This is a genomic window from Candidatus Palauibacter sp., from assembly GCF_965237495.1.
Classification (GTDB): domain Bacteria; phylum Gemmatimonadota; class Gemmatimonadetes; order Palauibacterales; family Palauibacteraceae; genus Palauibacter.
In genome coordinates, this window is record NZ_OZ250143.1 from 1,108,884 (window position 1) to 1,126,559 (window position 17,676).

The following is a 17,676-nucleotide window of genomic DNA, read 5'->3' on the forward strand; positions in this document are numbered from 1 at the left end:
TTTGCGGGCGGAAGCCCGTCATCTTCCCGTTTCCGAGGCAGTACCATGAAAGCAGCCCGAGTTGTTGCGCTCTCAGCGGCCGGTCTCCTCTTCGGCGCCGCGGCCGGCGCCGCCCAGTCCGCGCTCGAGACGGCCCTCTCCCATCTCGAGTACCGGGAGATTGGTCCTGCCCTCATGGGGGGAAGGATCGCCGACATCGCCGTCGTCGAGGCCAAACCCCAGGTCTTCTATCTGGGCACGGCCACCGCCGGCCTGTGGAAGACGGAGAACCACGGCACCTCGTGGACCCCGCTGTTCGACGACCAGCCGACGAGTTCGATCGGGGATGTGACCCTCCATCAGGCCAACCCGAACCTGGTGTGGGTCGGGACCGGCGAGCCGCAGAACCGTCAGTCCTCCCCGTGGGGGAACGGCGTCTACAAGTCGACGGACGGCGGCAAGACGTGGATGCACAAGGGGCTCGAGGGGACGAAGCACATCGCCCGCATCCTCATCCATCCGCGGAATCCCGATGTCGTCCACGTGGCGGCGGTCGGCGACCTGTGGGGGTCGAACGAGGACCGGGGCGTGTTCCGGACCCGCGACGGCGGGGATTCCTGGGAGAAGGTCCTCTACATCGACGAGCACACGGGCGCGATCGACCTCGCGATGGACCCCGCCGACCCCAACACCATCTTCGCCGCCATGTACCAGCGGCAGCGGACGGGCTGGGGCTTCAACGGCGGCGGGCCCGGCAGCGGTCTCTACCGGACGGTGGACGGCGGCGAGAACTGGACCGAGCTCACCGAGGGTCTCCCGGAGGGCGAGAAAGGCCGGATCGGGATCGACATCTACCGCCACGACGGGAACCTCGTCTACGCGCTCGTCGAGGCCGATCCCCGCGAGCCGGGTCAGGGGTTCCGCGGCGGAGGCGGCGGTCCGCGCCAGGGCGGGATCTTCCGCTCCACGGACCGGGGTACGACGTGGGAGAAGATGTCCGACACCAACCCGCGTCCCATGTACTACTCCCAGGTCCGCATCGATCCGGGCAACCCCGACCGCATCTACGTCCTCGGAACGCAGCTTTCGATCTCGGACGACGGGGGGCGGACCTTCCGGGACGATGGCTCCGTGCAGATTCACGTGGACCACCACCAGCTGTGGATCGACCCGGCGGACTCCGACCACCTGATCCTGGGCAGCGACGGCGGGGTCACGGCGACATGGGACGGGACCGCGCACTGGCGCATGTTCGACAACATCGCGCTCGGCCAGTTCTACGCGATCGGGCACGACATGCGGACGCCCTACGCGGTCTGCGGGGGACTGCAGGACAACGACGCCTGGTGCGGACCCTCGGACACGCGCTCGTTCCACGGCATCCGGAACCAGGACTGGTACGAGACGGCCTATGGCGACGGCTTCTTCACGATCGTCGACCCCACCGACTCCACGATCGTGTACTCGGAGTCGCAGGGCGGGAACATGAACCGCTACGACCTGACGACGGGGGAGAAGACGCCCATGCGTCCGATCGTCGGGCCGCGGGCGGACGGCGACACGACGAAGGCGTACCGCTACAACTGGAACTCGCCGCTTCTGCTCTCGCCGCACGACCCGGCCACGGTCTACCTGGGCGCGAACTACCTGCTGCGTTCGCGGGACTACGGGATGTCGTGGGAGGAAGTCGGCGGGCTCGACCTCACCAGGCAGATGGACCGCGAGGAACTCGAGATCATGGGCGTCCCCGGCTCCGAGCCGCAGATGTCGCTCAACGACGGGATCTCGACCTACGGGAACCTGACCTCGGTCGAGGAGTCGCCGCTCGTGCGGGGGCTGATCTACGCCGGGACGGACGACGGGAACCTGCAGGTGTCGCGGGATGACGGCGCGACGTGGGAGAACGTGGCCGACCGCCTCCCGGGTCTGCCGGAGCGCACGTACGTAAGCCGGGTCGAGCCGTCGGCGCACGTCGAGGGCCGGGTGTACGCGACCTTCGACGGACACCGCAACGGTGACTACGCACCCTACGCCTACGTGAGCGAGGACTACGGCCAGAGCTGGCGGGCGATCGCGAACGGGCTTCCGGACGGGTGGTCCGTGAACGTGATCGTCGAGCACCAGCGGGCGCCGAACCTCCTCTTCATCGGAAACGAGGTCGGCGTCTTCGTCTCCGTGGACCGGGGAGAAAGCTGGGCGCAGCTCAAGAACAACCTGCCCACGGTGCCGGTGGACGACATTCTCGTACACCCGCGAGAGAACGATCTCATCGTGGGGACGCACGGGCGCAGCGTCTGGATCCTGGCCGACGTGACGCCGCTCGAGCACCTCGCCGACGGCATGCTGGCCGCTGCGGGGCGCGTGTTCGGCGACCACTCGATCATGTGGACGGAGCGGGGCGACTGGCCGTTCTTTGGCGCCACCTACAGTGCGCCGAACCCGCCGCGCGGGGCTCGCATCCGCTACTACCTGCGGGACGCCGAGGAAGAGGCGATGTCCGAGGATGAGGATGAGGACGAGGGCGAGCACGAGGATGACGATGAGGATGCGGATGAGGATGAGGACGACGACGGTGACGACATGGACGACGACGACGATGGCGAGGAGGACGACGGGGACGATGACGACGCGTTCTCGCTGAAGATCGCCGATGCGTCCGGGGCGCACGTCCGGACGCTGGAGACGCTCCGCAGCCAGGGGATCAACGAGGTGATATGGGACTGGCGCCATGACGCGCCGTATGAGCCCGAGGGCGGCGGCGGTCCGGGCGGTGGCGGCGGCGGTGGCGGTGGGTTCGGCGGCGGCGCGCCGCAGGGGCCGATCGTCCTCCCCGGCACGTATTCCGTGAGCATGGAGGCGGGGGGCGAGACGTTCTCGGCCGAGGTCGAGGTCGTGGCGGAGCCGCGGCGGCCCATGAGTGCGGCCGACCGGATGGCCCGGCAGGACGCGCTCATGAGCCTCCACGCCATGGCCGGTCCCATCTACGAGGCCGGGCAGGCGGCGAACGCGCTGGACGAGCAGCTGTCGGCGGCGGAGGAGCTGATCGAGGGCGCGGACGAGGCGCCGGAAGGGCTGGAGGAGGAGCTGGACGCGATCGAGGAGGAACTCGAGGAGATCCGCGACGAACTCGGCGAAGCCCGGCGGAACGCGGGCGTGGCGAACGCGATCCAGGGCTCCTCGACGGTGCCGACCGACGACCATCTGTGGCAGGTGGACGAGGTGTGGAACGTGATGCCGGAGGTGCTGGACCGGCTCAACGTGCTGATCGAGACGCGGGTGCCGGCGCTCAACGCGGAGCTCTACGCCGACGCCGTGCGTCCGCCCGCGGGCGAGCCGGTCGCGATGCCGGAGAGGCCGGGCGGCTGACCCGCGGCGGCGTTAGGTTGCCGACCATGGCGAACAGACAGTTGGTGTCCGGAACGCTGGGGCTGCCCGGGCTCGCGCTTGTGCTTGTCGCGGTGTGGGCCCCCGGGGCCTCGCCGGCACCGGGCGCGTTCGCGCCGCCGCTCGCGCAGTCGGCGCCCAGGGTCGTCCGCATCCCGATCACGGGCACGATCGAACTGGGCGTGGCCCCCTTCGTGGCCCGCGCGCTCGCCGAGGCCGCCGCGGCCGGGGCGCCCGCCGTGATCCTCGACCTCGACACGCCCGGCGGCCGGGTCGACGCGGCGTGGAAGATCATCGACGACCTCCGCGACGCCGAAGTGCCGGTCTACGCGTTCGTGAACCGGCGGGCGCTCTCGGCCGGCGCCATGATCGCGCTCGCGGCGGACCGCATCTACATGCGCCCGGGCTCCACCCTCGGTGCGGCGACCCCCGTCACCGGCGACGGCGAGAAGGCCTCGGAGAAGATGGTGAGCGCGATGCGGTCGGAGTTCCGGGCGCTCGCCGAAGAGCGCGGGCTCGACCCGCGGATCGCCGAGGCGATGGTCGACGAGAGCGTGGAAGTGCCGGGGGTGAGCGAAGCCGGGAAGCTGCTCACGCTCACGACCGAGGAGGCCACGGCGCTCGGGGTCGCCGACGGCGAGGTGCGCGACCTCCTCGAACTGCTCGAGGTCATGGGACAGCCCGTCGCCGCGGTGCGCGACGTCCAGCCCAACTGGGCGGAGGCGATCGTCCGCTTCCTCACCAACCCGGCGGTCGCGCCCATGCTCCTCAGCCTCGGATTCCTGGGGATCCTGATCGAGATCCGGACGCCGAGTTTCGGGATAGCCGGCGTGATCGGGCTCGGCGCGCTGGCCGCGTTCTTCGGCGCGCACCACCTCGTGCACCTCGCGGGACTCGAGGAGATCCTCCTCTTCGGCGCCGGCGTCGTGCTGATCGGGCTCGAGATCCTCGTCATCCCGGGATTCGGGGTCGCCGGGATCCTGGGGACGGGGGCCGTGCTCTCGGCGGCGGTCCTCGGCATGGTGGGCCAGGTGCCGACCTTCGACCAGGTGTTCAACGCGGCGGGGCTCGTCGCGCTCTCCATCATCCTCGTCGGGGTCGCGGGGTGGGCGCTCATTCGCCACCTGCCGCGCAGCAACCGTCTCACGGGGCTCTTCCTGCGCGATTCGACGAGCCGCGAGACGGGCTACATCTCCGCGCCCGAGCGGGAGGATCTCATCGGAAAGCTCGGCGTCGCGACGACGGACCTGCGGCCGGCGGGCGTGGCCCGCGTGGGCGACGAGCGGATCCATGTCGTGACCGAGGGACCGTGGCTCGAGGCGGAAACGCCCGTCCGCGTGCTCGAGGTCACGAGCGGCCGGGTTCTCGTACGTCGCGCAGGCGAAACCAAAACTTCGGAAAACAGGAACGAGGGCTGACATGCAACCACTCGCGGGAAGCGGGATCATCCTCCTCATGGCCATCGCGCTCGGCCTCATCCTTCTGTCATGGATCGTGCCGGTCCGGCTCTGGATCGCGGCGATGGCGTCGGGCGTGCGGGTCAGCCTCGGGACTCTGGTGGGGATGCGCCTGCGGAAGGTCCCTCCGCCCCGGATCGTCTATCCCCTCATCAGCTCCTACAAGGCGGGGCTTCCGCTCGACACGAACGAGCTGGAGTCGCACTTCCTGGCGGGGGGCGACGTCGAGCGGGTCGTGAACGCGCTCATCTCGGCGGACAAGGCCAACATCGAGTTGCCGTTCCGTCAGGCCGCCGCGATCGACCTCGCGGGCCGGGACGTGCTCGACGCGGTGCAGGTTTCGGTGAATCCCCGGGTCATCCAGACGCCCAAGGTCGCCGCCATGGCGAAGGACGGGATCCAGCTCATCGCGACGGCGCGCGTGACGGTGCGGGCGAACATCAACCGCCTCGTCGGCGGGGCGGGGGAGGAGACGATCCTGGCCCGGGTCGGCGAGGGGATCGTGTCCACGATCGGGTCGGCCGCAACCCACAAGGCGGTGCTGGCGGACCCGGACAACATCTCGAAGACCGTGCTCGCCAAGGGGCTCGACTCCGGGACCGCGTTCGAGATCCTCTCGATCGACATCGCGGATGTCGATGTCGGGAAGAACATCGGTGCCGAGTTGCAGACCGACCAGGCCGAGGCCGACAAGCGGATCGCACAGGCGAAGGCGGAGGAACGCCGCGCCATGGCGGTGGCGACGGAGCAGGAGAACCTCGCGCTGGTCCAACGGATGCAGGCCGAGGTCGTGAAGGCGGAAGCGGCAATCCCCCTTGCCATCGCGGAGGCGTTCCGTGAGGGCAATCTCGGGATAATGGATTACATGAAGTACCGTAACATCCAGAGCGATACGCAGATGAGGAAGTCCATCGCGAAGCCTCCGGAAAAGGAGAGCTAAGGCCATGAGTGGCGGATCCCGTGGCGCGGGGCGTGCCTGATGCCTGATCTGGAGGGCCTGCTCCCGCTCGTCCTGCTCTTCATCTTCATCGCGAGCCGGATTGCCGCCGCGACGAAGCGGAATCGCCAGCGGCAGGAACAGGCCCGGGCGGAGGCCGCGGGAGGGTTCGAGGGCGCGCCCGCGCGTCAAGAGACCGCGGTCGCGGCGCCTCCCGGGGCGCGGCGGCCGGGCCTCCGCGAACAGCTGCGCGACATGGGCCGGCAGCTCGAGGGGCAGATGCAGCAGGCGGCGGAGGAGGGGCGTCCGGGCAGCTTCGTCGGACATGTGGAGCCCGGGGAGGCGCCCGAGACGCCGGGGATGCTCGGGCCGACCCGATTTGCCCCGCGGCCGTCAGCCCCGAAGCCGTCAGCGAGGCCGGATCCCCCGGTCCGTGCGGCGTCCCCGCATACGCCTGCCGGGCCAGCCCTCGGGGTGGCTCGCTCCCGGGAAGGAGTGCAGCCGCTGGCACGGCTCGAGCGCTACTCCCCGCTCGCTCGCGCCGTGATCCTGTCCGAGATCCTCGGTCCGCCGCCGGGCCTCCCGCGGGAACCCGAGGACTGAGGTAGCGGGCCGAGGCCCGCTACCCGGTTTGGTCCGTCACATGCCCGTCCGTCACATGCTGTGCAGAGCGAAGCCGGCGCCCTGCGGGTCGACGCCGTGCAGGATGTACTCCTCGTTGTTCGGGACCTTCATGGGCTTCGTCACGATCGTCCCGCCGAGACCCTCGATCACCGCGACCGACGCGTGCACGTCCGGCACCTGCATGTAGAGGAACCAGCACGGCGGGGGCATGTCCGCGCTCCGCGTCATCATGCCGCCCAGCTGCCGGCCCTCGCGGCCGTACATCTGGTAGATGCCGTGGCCCCCCATGTCCATCTGCTCCGTCTTCTCCCAGCCGAACAGTTCCGAGTAGAACGGCCAGGACATCTCCCGGTCCGCGGAGATCAGTTCGTGCCACGAGCACTCGCCGATCGCGGGCGGCCCGTCGTGCCCGGGGGTGATGCCGGAGGGTTCATACGCCGTGAAGACGGCCCCGCCGGGATCGGCCACGATGGCGAGGCGACCGATGTCGGGGAGTTCCATCCGGTGGTGTATCCGGCCCCCGAGGCGCGCGGCCTTCTCCGCCGTCGCGTCCACGTCCGGCGTCGAGATGTAGGGCAGCCAGTGCGGCGGCACTCCGCCGGCGAGGGCATTGTCCGGCACCGTCATCACCCCGCCGATCGGGTTGCCGGCGTTGATCCAGGTGATATATGGCGGGCCTTCTCCCTCCCAGCTTCCCGTCTCCCAGCCGACGACCTGCCGGTAGAACTCCTGCGCGCCTTCGAGGTCCGTCGTGAGAAGCTCGTACCAGCAGAAGCGGCCGAGTGGTGTTTCGGACATGGGTCTTCCTCCGATCTCTCAGGGTGAATGGCGAATGCTGCGGGTCTACTACTCGACTTCGTCGAGGTCATCCAGGAAGGGCGACTTCTTCGTGCGCGGCTTGCGGACGTCCCCGAAGGGCGAGAGGCCCTGTGGCTTTCTCTGCGCCCGGGTCTCGGGGGTCGCGCTGCCGAATATCGTCTGAAGCTCCTGCTCGCTGAGTTCGAACGGGTCGTCGCCGGCGTACAGCGGCGGACGTACGCGGCAGGCCGGGTTGGGGTTTCCGGGCAGGGGCTCGAACCTCCACTCGGCCCGCGACGAGACGCGGATCTCCCATCGGTTGCCCCCGCGGTCGGAGAACTTTCGATGGCTCACGAGGTCTTCCTGTGCGAGGAGGATCGAAGGAGCATCGCCGTCCCGCCCAGCGCGATGACGGCGAACGAGAACCACTGGATCATGTAGGAGAGGTGCGGGCCGGCGTCGGTCTCGACCGCACGGGCGGGCCCGAGAGCGGCGCCGGGGGGCGGGTCGTCGGCGCGCAGCACATGGGGGGTGGGGTCGAGCGCCGTTTCCGTGCGAATGAGGGCGAGGTCGAGGCCGGCGATCGCCAGATGGGGGCGGCCGGCGATCTCGACCCGGAGCGGCTGGCCGCCCCGGCCGTCGCGCGAGGAGACGAAGACCCCCTCGACCCGAGCCGGCGGATCGGTGTCGCCGGCCGCCGATGGCGGGTCGGTCCAGGCGGCCGCCAGGTCGGGGCGCAGGCCGTCCGGCGCGGGCAGCCAGCCGCGCAGGACCATCACGACCTCCCCGGACTCGCCGCCGACGAGGAACGGAGTGAGCAGTTCCGCGCCGGCCCGCCCGTCCAGGGTGCGGCTCCGGAGGACCACCTCGCCGGCCCGGTCCCAGCGACCGATGAGCCGCGCGCGGCGGCCGATGAGGCCGGCCGTGTCGGAGGGCACGTCGCCGGGGCCGGTCCACTCGAGCCGCGGGGCCTCGGCGCGCTCGGCGCGCCCACGCAGCCCGGCGCTCCGCTCGCCGTGCCGGTCGAGTTGCCACAACCCGAGCCGGACGAAGAGCGCGCTCAGCGCGATCGCCACGGCGCACAGCAGGATCTTTCGGGTCAAGGTCACGACTCGCATGGGGCTCGGTGCCGCTCCGGGCGCATATCGCCGCGCTTCAGCCGGCGGATGCGTGCTTCGCACACGAGTCTATCGGCTCGCCCGTTCGGGCGCAGCCGCGCGAAGATGGAGGCCGTCGCCTTGCCGCGCCGAGGCCGGTTCGCCGATCTTCCCGCTCTCGTCACGGGCGGCCGTTGCCGCCCGTAATGTCGAATTCAGGGGCGCCGCCATGATCTTCGAGAGTCCGCATCCGCCGATCACCGTCCCGGAAGAGTCGTTCTCCGACTATCTCCTGGGTTCGCTGGGAGATCGCCGGGACAAGGCCGCGTTCATCGAAGGCCCGACAGGTCGCGTCGTGACCTACGGCCAACTCCGGGATCAGGCGGCTGCCGCGGCCCGGGGCCTCGCGGCTCGCGGGCTCGAGCGGGGCGGCGTGGTCGCGATCTGCAGTCCCAACCTCCCCGAATACGCGACGGCCTTCCATGCGATCGCCATGGCGGGCGGCTGCAGCACGACGCTGAACCCGCTGAGCACCGAGGGCGAGCTCGTCCAGCAACTGAACGACTCGGGCGCCCGCTGGTTCATCACCATCCCCCCGCTCCTGGAGAAGGCGCGATCGGTCGCGAAGCGTAGCGGGATCGAAGAGATCATCGTCTTCGGCGAGGCCGAAGGCGCCACGCGCTTCTCCGACGTCATCCGTGGCGGCCAGGAAAGCGTCGCGGAGCTGGAGAGCGTGGGAGATACCGGAGAGGATCTCCTGACGCTCCCGTACTCGAGCGGAACGACGGGTCGTTCGAAGGGCGTCATGCTGACGCACCGGAATGTCGTCGCGAATATCGAGCAGATCAGCAGCCTCGGGCTCGTCGAGCCGGACGATGTCGTGATCGCCGTCGTTCCCTTCTTCCACATCTACGGCATGGTGGTGGTCATGAGCGCCGCCCTGCGCGTGGGCGCGACGGTCGTCACGATGCCTCGTTTCGATCTCGAGGAGTTCCTGCGAACGATCGAGCGATACCGGGCGACCTGTCTCTACCTCGTACCGCCGATCGTGCTCGGTCTCGCCAAGCACCCTGTCGTCGCCAATTACGACCTCTCTTCCGTGAAGTGGATCATGTCCGGCGCGGCGCCGCTCGGTGAGGAAACGGCGATCGCCTGTCAGGGGCGGATCGGGTGCCGGGTGTTCCAGGGCTACGGCATGACCGAGGCGAGCCCCGTCACCCACCTGTGTTTCGATGAAGATGGCGCCGGGGACAAGATCTCGACGGTCGGCCGGGTGATACCGAGCACGGAGATGCTGATTGTCGATCTCGAGTCGGGGGAGCCGCTGGGGCCTGGCGAGGAAGGGGAAATCTGGCTGCGGGGGCCGCAGGTGATGAAGGGCTACCTCGGCAATCCCGGGGCGACCGCGGAGACGGTCGATGCGGAGGGCTGGCTGCATTCGGGAGACGTGGCCGTGGCCGACCAGGACGGCTACGTGACGATCGTGGACCGGGCCAAGGAACTCATCAAATACAAGGGCTTCCAGGTGGCGCCGGCCGAACTCGAAGACATCCTGCTGTCCCATCCGTCGATCGCCGACATCGCGGTCATCCCCGTGCCGGACGAGGAAGCGGGCGAGCTTCCGAAGGCATGCGTCGTTCGAGCGGAGGACGTGACCGAGGAAGCGGTCATGCAGTACGTGGCCGAGCGCGTGGCCCCGCACAAGAAGGTTCGTGCGGTCGAGTTCGTCGAGGAGATTCCCAAGTCCGCCTCGGGCAAGATCCTGCGGCGGGTTCTCGTGCAGCGCGAGCGAGCCGCGCGGAGCTGAACGGGATGACGGGGAGAGAGAGGCGGAGCGAGGTGAGAGAGGCGCTGCAGGAGAGATTCGCCCGCGACTCCATCTGCTGGGGGTGCGGCCAGGCGAACCCGGAAGGGCTCCGGCTGCGGAGCTTTCCCGACGGCGACGAGGTCGTGGCGGAATGGACTCCGGGGCCGAACCACCACTCCTTCCCCGGCATCCTGAACGGCGGCATCATCGGGACGCTCCTCGACTGCCAATGCAACTGGTGCGCCGCCCACTACTTCATGAGGGTGCGCGAACTGGATCATCCACCCGTGACCGTGACCGCCGAATACACCGTCCGGCTCGAGAGGCCGACTCCCTCGGACGCGCCGGTCCATCTTCGCGCCCGGATCGCGGAGGCGGGCGAACGGAAGGTCGTGGTGGAGGCGGAGCTGAGTTCCGGCGGCGAGCGCACCGCCACGTGCTCCGGGACGTTCGTGGCCATCGGGACGGATCATCCCGCGCATGGGACGCGGTAGCGTGCTCGGGCGCGGGGTTCCCGAGGACGCCGCCCGTGCCGCCCTCTCGCGCGTCGTCCGCCCCCGCGTCGTCCACACTTTCGTCCACACTCTCGTCCACTGTGCCCTCGTCTGCGCGTGGGTCCGCGCCTCCACGGCGCCGCTCGGCGCCCAGACGCCGGTCTTCGATGTCGTGGAGGCCTCGATCCCGGAGCTTCAGGCGGCTCTGGAGTCGGGTCGGGCGACGTCCGTCGACCTTGTCGACGCCTACCTCGCCCGGATCGCGGCCTACGACCGGGCGGGGCCGATGCTGAACGCCATCGTCCGCGTGCATCCGGGCGCGCGGGAGGAGGCGCGGCGGCTCGACCGGGAGCGCGCGGAGGGCCTGGTGAGAGGGCCGCTGCACGGGATTCCGATCCTGCTCAAGGACAACTACGCCACCTTCGACATGCCCACGACGGGGTCGACGCTCGCGCTCGCGGGATGGGTGCCGCCGGACGACGCCTTCCAGGTGCGGAAGCTGCGGGAGGCGGGGGCGGTCATCCTCGCCAAGACGAACATGCACGAGCTGGCCGCGGGGATCACGAGCATCAGTTCGCTCGGAGGGCAGACCCGGAACCCGTACGACCCGGCCCGGAACCCGGGCGGGTCCTCGGGCGGGACGGGCGCCGCGGTGGCGGCCAGCTTCGGCGCGGTGGGGTGGGGGTCCGACACCTGCGGCTCGATCCGGATTCCATCGTCGGTCCACAATCTGGTCGGGCTCCGGCCGACGAAGGGGCTGTCGAGCATCGACGGGATCATCCCGCTCTCGCACACGCAGGACACGGGTGGGCCGCTGGCGCGTTCGGCCGTGGACCTGGCGATCGCGCTCGATGCGACGATCGGCGCGGACGCGGCGGATCCCGCCACGGAGGCGATGCGGGACCGCGAGCCGATCGGCTTCCGCGCGTCGCTCGACGCGGGGGCGCTCGACGGGGCCCGCATCGGCGCGCTGACGGAGTGGCTGACGGATGGGGCGGACGCTCCGGTCACCGACGTGGTCCGCGCCGCGCTCGACGCGATGGCCGCGGCGGGGGCGGAGATCGTCGAGGTGGAGATTCCCGACCAGGACTCGTTGCTCGCGCGCACGAGCGTCATCGGGCACGAATTCGCCATGGACCTCGCCGACTATCTCGCCGCGGCGGGCGGCGCGCCGGTGGCGTCGCTCGGGGAGATCGTGGCGCTGGGGCTCCACCACGAGCAGCTGGACGGCACCTTCCGCCGCCGGTCCGAGGCCGGCCCGCGCGACGAGGCCGAGTACACGGAGGCGCTGGAGCGGCAGGGGGCGCTGCGGGAGGCGATCGTCGCCTTCCTCGACGAACAGGGCCTCGACGCGATCGCCTACCCGACCCTGCGGCGGGATCCGGCGCTGATCGGCTCCCCGCCGGTCGGCGGGACGTGCCAGCTCGCGGCGCACAGCGGGCTCCCGGCGATCAGCGCGCCCGCGGGCTTCACGCGGACCGGGATGCCGACCGGCGTCGAGCTGATCGGCCGCCCGTTCGACGATGCACGGCTGGTCTCGTTCGCCTATGCGCTCGAACGGGCGATCCAGCCGCGCCGCGCGCCCCAGCGCACGCCCGCGCTCGTTGACGGCCGGGCGCCGGCCCCGCGCCGGTTCAGCGTCGCCGGCGACGGCGGGTGGGCCGGGCGGCCCGCCGCCCCTCGGCTCGAGGGCAGCTTCAGCCTCGACCTGCCACGCGGCACCCTGCACTACTTCATCTCCACCGCCGGCGTCGGGGCGGCGGACGTCCACGCCATCGTGCTCCAGCGCCGGGGCAGCGGGACCCGGCCGAACGCGGTCGTGCGCCGCCTCTCCGGACCGGGCCTCGCGTCGGCCGAAGGAACCCTGACGCTGAGCGCCGCCCACCTGGACGACCTGCTCGGAGGACGTCTCGAACTCGCGCTCTATACCGCCGATCGCCCACTGGGCGCGGTCCGGATGCCGCTCGACCCAGGGGGCTGAGGGGCGGGCCCCGAGGCGCCCAACGAGGGGAGCGGGCGGCCGCAGCCCCGGGGTCAGCGAACCTCGGCCGGCAGCCTCCGCACGACCACGCGCGGCACATCGAGTTCGTCGCGCTCGATGAACGCCGCGAGTCCGTCCGGGCCGAAGGCGTCCGGCATCTCGGTCGCGCCGACCGCATAGGTGCCGACGTACGCCCCTTCCGCCGTGAGGACATCGATGGGTCCGTCGCTTTCCGGCTCTTCGCCGCGGCGTTGCACCCAGATGCGGCCGTCCCATGTAGTCGCCAGGCCGCGCAGCACGGGAATCTCGTGGTAGTACTTCCGTTCAATGTCGAACGCGGCCTCGACGGGAGGACGGTTACCTTCCGTGGTGCCCCGCACGAACATCATTCTTCTTGGGCCACCCCCGGGCATTCCGGCTTCCTCGTACTCCCGCTCGATCTCGGGCGTCACGGGCTCCGGCAGCAGGGGCCGTTGGATGATGCGTGCGACTTGCCGCCCGTCCGGCGGCGTGATCTTGAGTGCGTACGCGGAAGAGTCGGAATGAACGATGCCGCCATCTGGAAGGATGCCCACCAGGAGCCGGGGCTCGAGCACGGTGGGCATGGCCATGCTTCCCAGCATGTCGCGAACCTGGGCGGGGGCGTCGTTCGACACGAGATCATCCAGATTGCCTCGCGGAGGCAACCACCCCTTGACCACCGTGTCTGCGTGAACGGCCTCGCCGTCGAGTCCGACCCGCAGGACCGGACGGGAGGTGGGCGAAGCCGCCGAGCCGCCGCCCCCGCTCCTGACGGTGAGGCCCACGCTTCCACCGGCAAAGACGGCTCCACCGCGCGGGTCCGGCTGAATGGCGTCGGCCGAGATCGCCACGGCGTCGGGTCCCTCGTCCGCCCGGACCATGCGCTGGAAGTCGCCCGAGGCGTTGAAGAGCTGGTAGGCGCGGTGGCCGACATCGCTCACGACCACGGTTCCGTCCCTCAACACGGCGAAGCCCATCGGCTGGTTGAACTCGCCGGGACCTCCACCCGAGGAGCCGAACTCCCGCACGAACCGCCCCGCCGCGTCGAACACGAGGACCCTCAGCTCTCCGGAACGCATCAGCCTCACCCCCCCGGAATTCATCAGACCGGCAGTCCCGTCGAAGACGTAGAGGTTGCCTTCCGCGTCGAAGGCCACCTCGGCGACCTGGGCGAACATCTCCCAGGACTCGCCATCGAGGACACCGACCCGGTAGACCTCCTCGAACTCGGGGTCGATCCGCCGGTCCCGGCCCGTGACTTCGATCACCTCCTGGGCCTGGAGGGTGGGGATCGCGGAGCGGCGAACTCCACGGCAGAGGTCCGCCCAGGAGATGGAACCCAAGCCCGAAGAGGATCCCCGGGGCGAGTCGGCTCAGCGATGTCGTCGTCATTCCGGATTCTCCTCGGTCAGGTGGAGGCGGCCCGCGCCTCCGGTGTCCCGTCGACAGGTCAGGCGTGCGACAGTCGCGACTGAGCCGGAGGTTGCCTCGGACCCCTCCGGAATGGCCTGTCCAATCGACCCGATCACGCTAGGAGATCGAGCCGCCGGCCACCCCGGTGGGGTTACCGGGGCCTAACGCCGGGAACGCCGGCCGGCTCGTCGTCCCACCACCAGAGCGGGGCCAGGGGCCGCTGCCGGGGATAGACCTCGTCCAGCGTGTCGGCGTCATACAACCGACCGTTCAGCATCACCTGCTCGATCGCGTTCGTGTTGCGCAGATTGTCGAGCGGGCTCGCCGTGAGGATCACGAGGTCGGCGAGCTTGCCTGCCTCGATCGAGCCGAGGTCCTGATCGAGCCCGATCGCCTCGGCGCCGAAGATCGTCGCCATTCGGAGTGCGTCGTGCTCGTCCATGTCCGCCGCGGCCATCGCCCACAGCTCCCAGTGGTAGCCGAGTCCCTGCAACTGCCCGTGGCTCCCCACGCCCGCCTTGCCGCCCGCCTCGACGAGAGCCCTCACGAACGCGCCGTGCCGCGAGAACACGTGCTGGTCCTCACGGAACCACTGCGGCCGGCGCAGCGTGCGCGCGTCGACTTCGTCGTGCGGGATGAAGCGGCGCAGCTTCGCATCGTCGTGCGGGTTCTCCCGCGAGTAGTAGTAGTTCTCCGCCCACGGTCCTCCGTAGGAGACGAGCAGCGTCGGCGTGTAGACGCGTCCGGTCTCCGCGAAGAGCCGCACGTAGTCGCCGTACACCGGGAAGATCGGGATCGAGTGCTCGAGTCCGGGATAGCCGTCGACCGTCTCGGTGAGGTTCTGCCGGATGTTGAGCGACCCCTCGGTCGTCGGCATGAGCCCCAGTTCGCGGGCCGCCATGATGATGTGCTGCCGCCCCTTCCGCGCGGCCGCGACGTACATCTTGATTGTCTTCGTGTCGAAGTAGTCGGAATAGCGCGAGAGGACGTCCTTCGCCTCCTCCGCCGTGTCGATCCCGTCCTGCCAGAAGACGCCGGGCCCCGTGGAATAGACGCGCGGCCCGAGCACGCTCCCGCTCCGGACCATGTCGGCGTAGGAGAGGACCTCGGTGTTGCCGGTCTGCGGGTCCCGCGTCGTCGTGACGCCGTACGCGAGGTTGGCGAGGTACGGCCACACGTCCGTCCGGTGCAGTTGATCGCGCGCCCGCAGGTGGGCGTGTGTGTCGACGTACCCCGGCACGACGGTGCGGCCGCTGACGTCGAACTCGACCGCGTCCTCCGGGACGGTCACGGAGCCCCGCGCGCCCACCGCCTCGATCCGGTTGTTCCGGATCACGATGTCCGCGTTCTCGATCACCTCGTCCCCGTTCATCGTGATCGCCCGCCCGCCCCGCAGCACGGCGACGCCGGTCGGGATGTCACGCGGCGCCTCGATCAGAATCCGGTGCTCGACGGCGCGGTATCCGTCGTCTTCATCCTCGTCCTCGTCTTCCTCCGCCTCCTCCGCCTCCTCCTCGTCCTCGTCCGCCTCCTCGGCCTCCTCCGCCTCGACGCTGTCCTCGTACGCCTGCGCCGCGTCGAGGTCGTAGGCGAAGTGCGCGTTCCCGAGCGAGAAGTGGACCGTCCTCCCGTCGCCGCTCCAGCCGGGGAACTCGCCGCCGATGTCCGTCACCTTGCGGGCGGGGAAGGAGGCGTCGTCCGGGTTCGAGACGTTGATCGTCGGCGTGACCCCGGCCCGGGGGACCGTCACCGTATAGATCTCGCGCTGCATCTCGACGAGCGCCTGATCGCCGCGCGGCGCCATCTCGATGACCGAGGGCGAGAGACCCTGGCTCGAGCCCTGGAGGGTGGGGCCGCGCACCTTCACATGCTCCTTCTCGTCCGTCCCGTCCCAGCGGATCGAGACGAGCGCGTCCGGGGAACGGAAGAGGTGAATGCGGTCGGTCTCCTCCACGAAGTGGGGGTTGGCGCGGCCGTCCGTGGGCGCGATCAGCGTCGCCGGTCCGCCCTCGGAGCCGTCCGGGTCGGCGGACACCCACACGATCTCCGTGCCGGGCGCGCCCCCCTCCCCCTGCGTCTCGTAGGCCCGGACGAGGCCTCGCCCCGCCACGATGCGGTCGCCGGGACCCCAGGCGGGGGCGAAATACGTCGCCGCGTCGCGCGTGAGCCGAACGGGGTTTCCGCCACCGTCCGCGCGCGTCTTGTAGAGGTGTCCCTCGTTCCCGTCCCAGGTCGAGTAGGCGATCCACTCGCCGTCGGGTGACCAGGCCGCGAAGTGCTCGGACACGTCGGCATCCGTGAGCCGCTCCGGGTTGGACCCGTCGGCCGCGGAGACCCACAGACGGTCCATCGCCGTGAACGCCAGCCGGGCCCCGGCGGGGGAGGGCGCCGCGTCGCGGATCTGCCGCACGGTGAAGGTCGGCGTGTCCTCGATCGGATAGTCGAAGTCGACCCTCGGCCCGAGTGCGAGGTCGAACTGGACCCGGAAGGGGATCTCCTCCGCCTCGCCCCCCTCCACGGGGAGCTTCCAGATCCCGCCGCCGTAGGAGGCGACGAGGTGTCGGGAGTCGGGCGTGAACGACATGCCCGGGAGTACGTCCAGCGTGGCGCGCGACTCCTGGTCGTCGTGCTGCACCGGATACGCGAGCCAGCGCTCGTCGCCGCTCTCGAGGTCCCGGAGGACGAGTCCGGTGTGGTCCTCGTGACGGGTCCCGAACACGAGCCAGCGCCCGTCCGGGGAGAGCGTGGGCCGGATGGCCGAGCCGTACCGGGAGGACCTCGTGTAGCGTTCGCCCGTCTCGCGGTCGTACGCCTCGAGTTGGTACTGGGGGAACTGCGCGTTGTAGGTCCAGTCGCCGGTGCGGCGTGCGTACCAGATGTAGCGGCCGTCGGTGGAGACCGCGGCCCCGAGCATCTTCAGGTCGTCCGGCTCCGAGACGAGTTCGATGCCGCTCCCGCCGTCCACGTGGAACATCTTCAGCTTCGGCAGCCCGCCCCCGCGGAAGCCGCCCATGGACGCGACCACGTAGTCGCCGTCCGGCAGCCACTCGGGCGACTCGGCGCGGTTGGCCGCGCCCCGCGAGATCTGCGTCGTGTCGGAGCCGTCGAGCGAGCGGATCCAGACGTTCTGCCCGCCGTCGTAGTCCGAGCTGTAGACGACGCGCGTCCCGTCGGGGGAGAAGCGGGGCTGCGCGTCGAACGCCATCCCCGAGGTGAGCTGCGTCGCCGTCCCGCCTTCGATGGGGATCGTGAACAGATCGCCGAGGTAGTCGAAGACGATCGTCTCACCGCCCGGACTCACGTCGAGCGAGATCCAGCTGCCCTCCGTCATGTCCAAAGCGACGGTGCGGTCGACGGGGAGCGGCAGGTCTTCGTTCTCGGGCTCATCGCCGCCGTTCGAGGCCTCCTGCCCTGCGGCCCCGCCCGCGGTGGCGATCAGGAGCCCCAGGACAAGGGGCGCCGAGGGGGTCAGGCGCGCGACGTGTCGGGGGAACAGACGCTGTTTCATCGTTTGGCTCCTCGAGCGTTCGTGGCCGTGCCGGTGGTGCGGCACAGGTGTGGCATCCCATTCTGCGACGAAACCGGGCCCCCGTCACCACCGGCCCTCCAACGAGCGTCCCGCCCGACCGGGACGTTCCCGCGGGAACGTCGGCGATCCCCGAACGCCGTCCGGTTTGCGCGGAG

At 70.3% G+C, this 17,676-nt stretch carries 12 protein-coding genes; 7 read left to right on the forward strand and 5 right to left on the reverse strand.

The genetic code is table 11. The annotated features are described in order from the left end of the window. Positions 1-45: 45 nt before the first annotated feature. From ACPXY0_RS04725 to ACPXY0_RS04740, 4 genes are read left to right on the forward strand one after another with little or no spacing between them, the layout of a single operon-like run. Positions 46-3,345 carry a VPS10 domain-containing protein gene (locus ACPXY0_RS04725; protein ID WP_423928946.1) on the forward strand — a complete coding sequence of 1,100 codons (3,300 nt, stop codon included), beginning with the start codon at positions 46-48 and terminating at the stop codon, positions 3,343-3,345. A 26-nt stretch (positions 3,346-3,371) separates the two neighbouring features. Next, positions 3,372-4,781: an NfeD family protein gene (locus ACPXY0_RS04730; protein WP_423928948.1), complete on the forward strand. Its 1,410-nt coding sequence runs from the start codon at positions 3,372-3,374 to the stop codon at positions 4,779-4,781. 1 nt (position 4,782) lies between these two features. After that, the gene (gene floA, locus ACPXY0_RS04735) at positions 4,783-5,760 is read left to right on the forward strand and encodes a flotillin-like protein FloA (RefSeq protein ID WP_419941344.1); all 978 of its coding nucleotides are present in this window, start codon (positions 4,783-4,785) and stop codon (positions 5,758-5,760) included. A gap of 39 nt (positions 5,761-5,799) precedes the next feature. Then, positions 5,800-6,360 carry a hypothetical protein gene (locus tag ACPXY0_RS04740; RefSeq protein ID WP_423928951.1) on the forward strand — a complete coding sequence of 187 codons (561 nt, stop codon included), beginning with the start codon at positions 5,800-5,802 and terminating at the stop codon, positions 6,358-6,360. A gap of 51 nt (positions 6,361-6,411) precedes the next feature. Here the strand turns inward: ACPXY0_RS04740 and ACPXY0_RS04745 are convergent, their stop codons facing one another. The 3 genes from ACPXY0_RS04745 to ACPXY0_RS04755 are packed head-to-tail and all read right to left on the reverse strand — an operon-like array spanning position 6,412 to position 8,282. After that, complete coding sequence (locus tag ACPXY0_RS04745; protein WP_423928953.1) at positions 6,412-7,179, reverse strand: VOC family protein; 768 nt, start codon at positions 7,177-7,179, stop codon at positions 6,412-6,414. A gap of 48 nt (positions 7,180-7,227) precedes the next feature. After that, positions 7,228-7,533 carry a hypothetical protein gene (locus ACPXY0_RS04750; RefSeq protein ID WP_423928955.1) on the reverse strand — a complete coding sequence of 102 codons (306 nt, stop codon included), beginning with the start codon at positions 7,531-7,533 and terminating at the stop codon, positions 7,228-7,230. Continuing rightward, positions 7,530-8,282, reverse strand: a complete 753-nt coding sequence (locus ACPXY0_RS04755; RefSeq protein ID WP_423928957.1) for an SURF1 family protein — start codon at positions 8,280-8,282, stop codon at positions 7,530-7,532. Before ACPXY0_RS04755 ends, ACPXY0_RS04750 begins: the two co-directional genes overlap by 4 nt. 223 nt (positions 8,283-8,505) lie before the next feature. Here ACPXY0_RS04755 and ACPXY0_RS04760 point away from each other — a divergent pair, with 223 nt between their 5' ends. From ACPXY0_RS04760 to ACPXY0_RS04770, 3 genes are read left to right on the forward strand one after another with little or no spacing between them, the layout of a single operon-like run. Continuing rightward, positions 8,506-10,083, forward strand: a complete 1,578-nt coding sequence (locus ACPXY0_RS04760; protein ID WP_423928959.1) for a 4-coumarate--CoA ligase family protein — start codon at positions 8,506-8,508, stop codon at positions 10,081-10,083. Positions 10,084-10,088: 5 nt separating this feature from the next. Next, positions 10,089-10,577 carry a PaaI family thioesterase gene (locus tag ACPXY0_RS04765; RefSeq protein WP_423928961.1) on the forward strand — a complete coding sequence of 163 codons (489 nt, stop codon included), beginning with the start codon at positions 10,089-10,091 and terminating at the stop codon, positions 10,575-10,577. After that, positions 10,564-12,558 (forward strand): amidase family protein, encoded by a 1,995-nt coding sequence (locus ACPXY0_RS04770; RefSeq protein WP_423928963.1) that lies wholly within the window; start codon positions 10,564-10,566, stop codon positions 12,556-12,558. Before ACPXY0_RS04765 ends, ACPXY0_RS04770 begins: the two co-directional genes overlap by 14 nt. A gap of 53 nt (positions 12,559-12,611) precedes the next feature. On the opposite strand, the gene ACPXY0_RS04775 is transcribed toward ACPXY0_RS04770, so the two are convergent. Both ACPXY0_RS04775 and ACPXY0_RS04780 read right to left on the reverse strand, forming a co-directional pair. Continuing rightward, complete coding sequence (locus tag ACPXY0_RS04775; protein ID WP_423928965.1) at positions 12,612-13,922, reverse strand: 6-bladed beta-propeller; 1,311 nt, start codon at positions 13,920-13,922, stop codon at positions 12,612-12,614. A gap of 221 nt (positions 13,923-14,143) precedes the next feature. Then, a complete protein-coding gene (locus ACPXY0_RS04780) occupies positions 14,144-17,500 on the reverse strand; it encodes an amidohydrolase family protein (RefSeq protein ID WP_423928967.1) in 3,357 nt (1,118 codons plus the stop codon). Positions 17,501-17,676 lie beyond the last annotated feature (176 nt).

Excerpts from the sequence above, each read along its gene's own strand:
- ACPXY0_RS04770 (WP_423928963.1), top strand. The coding sequence starts at position 10,564 with ATGGGACGCGGTAGCGTGCTCGGGCGCGGGGTTCCCGAGGACGCCGCC.
- ACPXY0_RS04765 (WP_423928961.1), top strand. The coding sequence starts at position 10,089 with ATGACGGGGAGAGAGAGGCGGAGCGAGGTGAGAGAGGCGCTGCAGGAG.
- ACPXY0_RS04780 (WP_423928967.1), bottom strand. The coding sequence starts at position 17,500 with ATGAAACAGCGTCTGTTCCCCCGACACGTCGCGCGCCTGACCCCCTCG.
- ACPXY0_RS04730 (WP_423928948.1), top strand. The coding sequence starts at position 3,372 with ATGGCGAACAGACAGTTGGTGTCCGGAACGCTGGGGCTGCCCGGGCTC.
- ACPXY0_RS04725 (WP_423928946.1), top strand. The coding sequence starts at position 46 with ATGAAAGCAGCCCGAGTTGTTGCGCTCTCAGCGGCCGGTCTCCTCTTC.
- ACPXY0_RS04745 (WP_423928953.1), bottom strand. The coding sequence starts at position 7,179 with ATGTCCGAAACACCACTCGGCCGCTTCTGCTGGTACGAGCTTCTCACG.
- ACPXY0_RS04760 (WP_423928959.1), top strand. The coding sequence starts at position 8,506 with ATGATCTTCGAGAGTCCGCATCCGCCGATCACCGTCCCGGAAGAGTCG.
- floA (WP_419941344.1), top strand. The coding sequence starts at position 4,783 with ATGCAACCACTCGCGGGAAGCGGGATCATCCTCCTCATGGCCATCGCG.
- ACPXY0_RS04740 (WP_423928951.1), top strand. The coding sequence starts at position 5,800 with ATGCCTGATCTGGAGGGCCTGCTCCCGCTCGTCCTGCTCTTCATCTTC.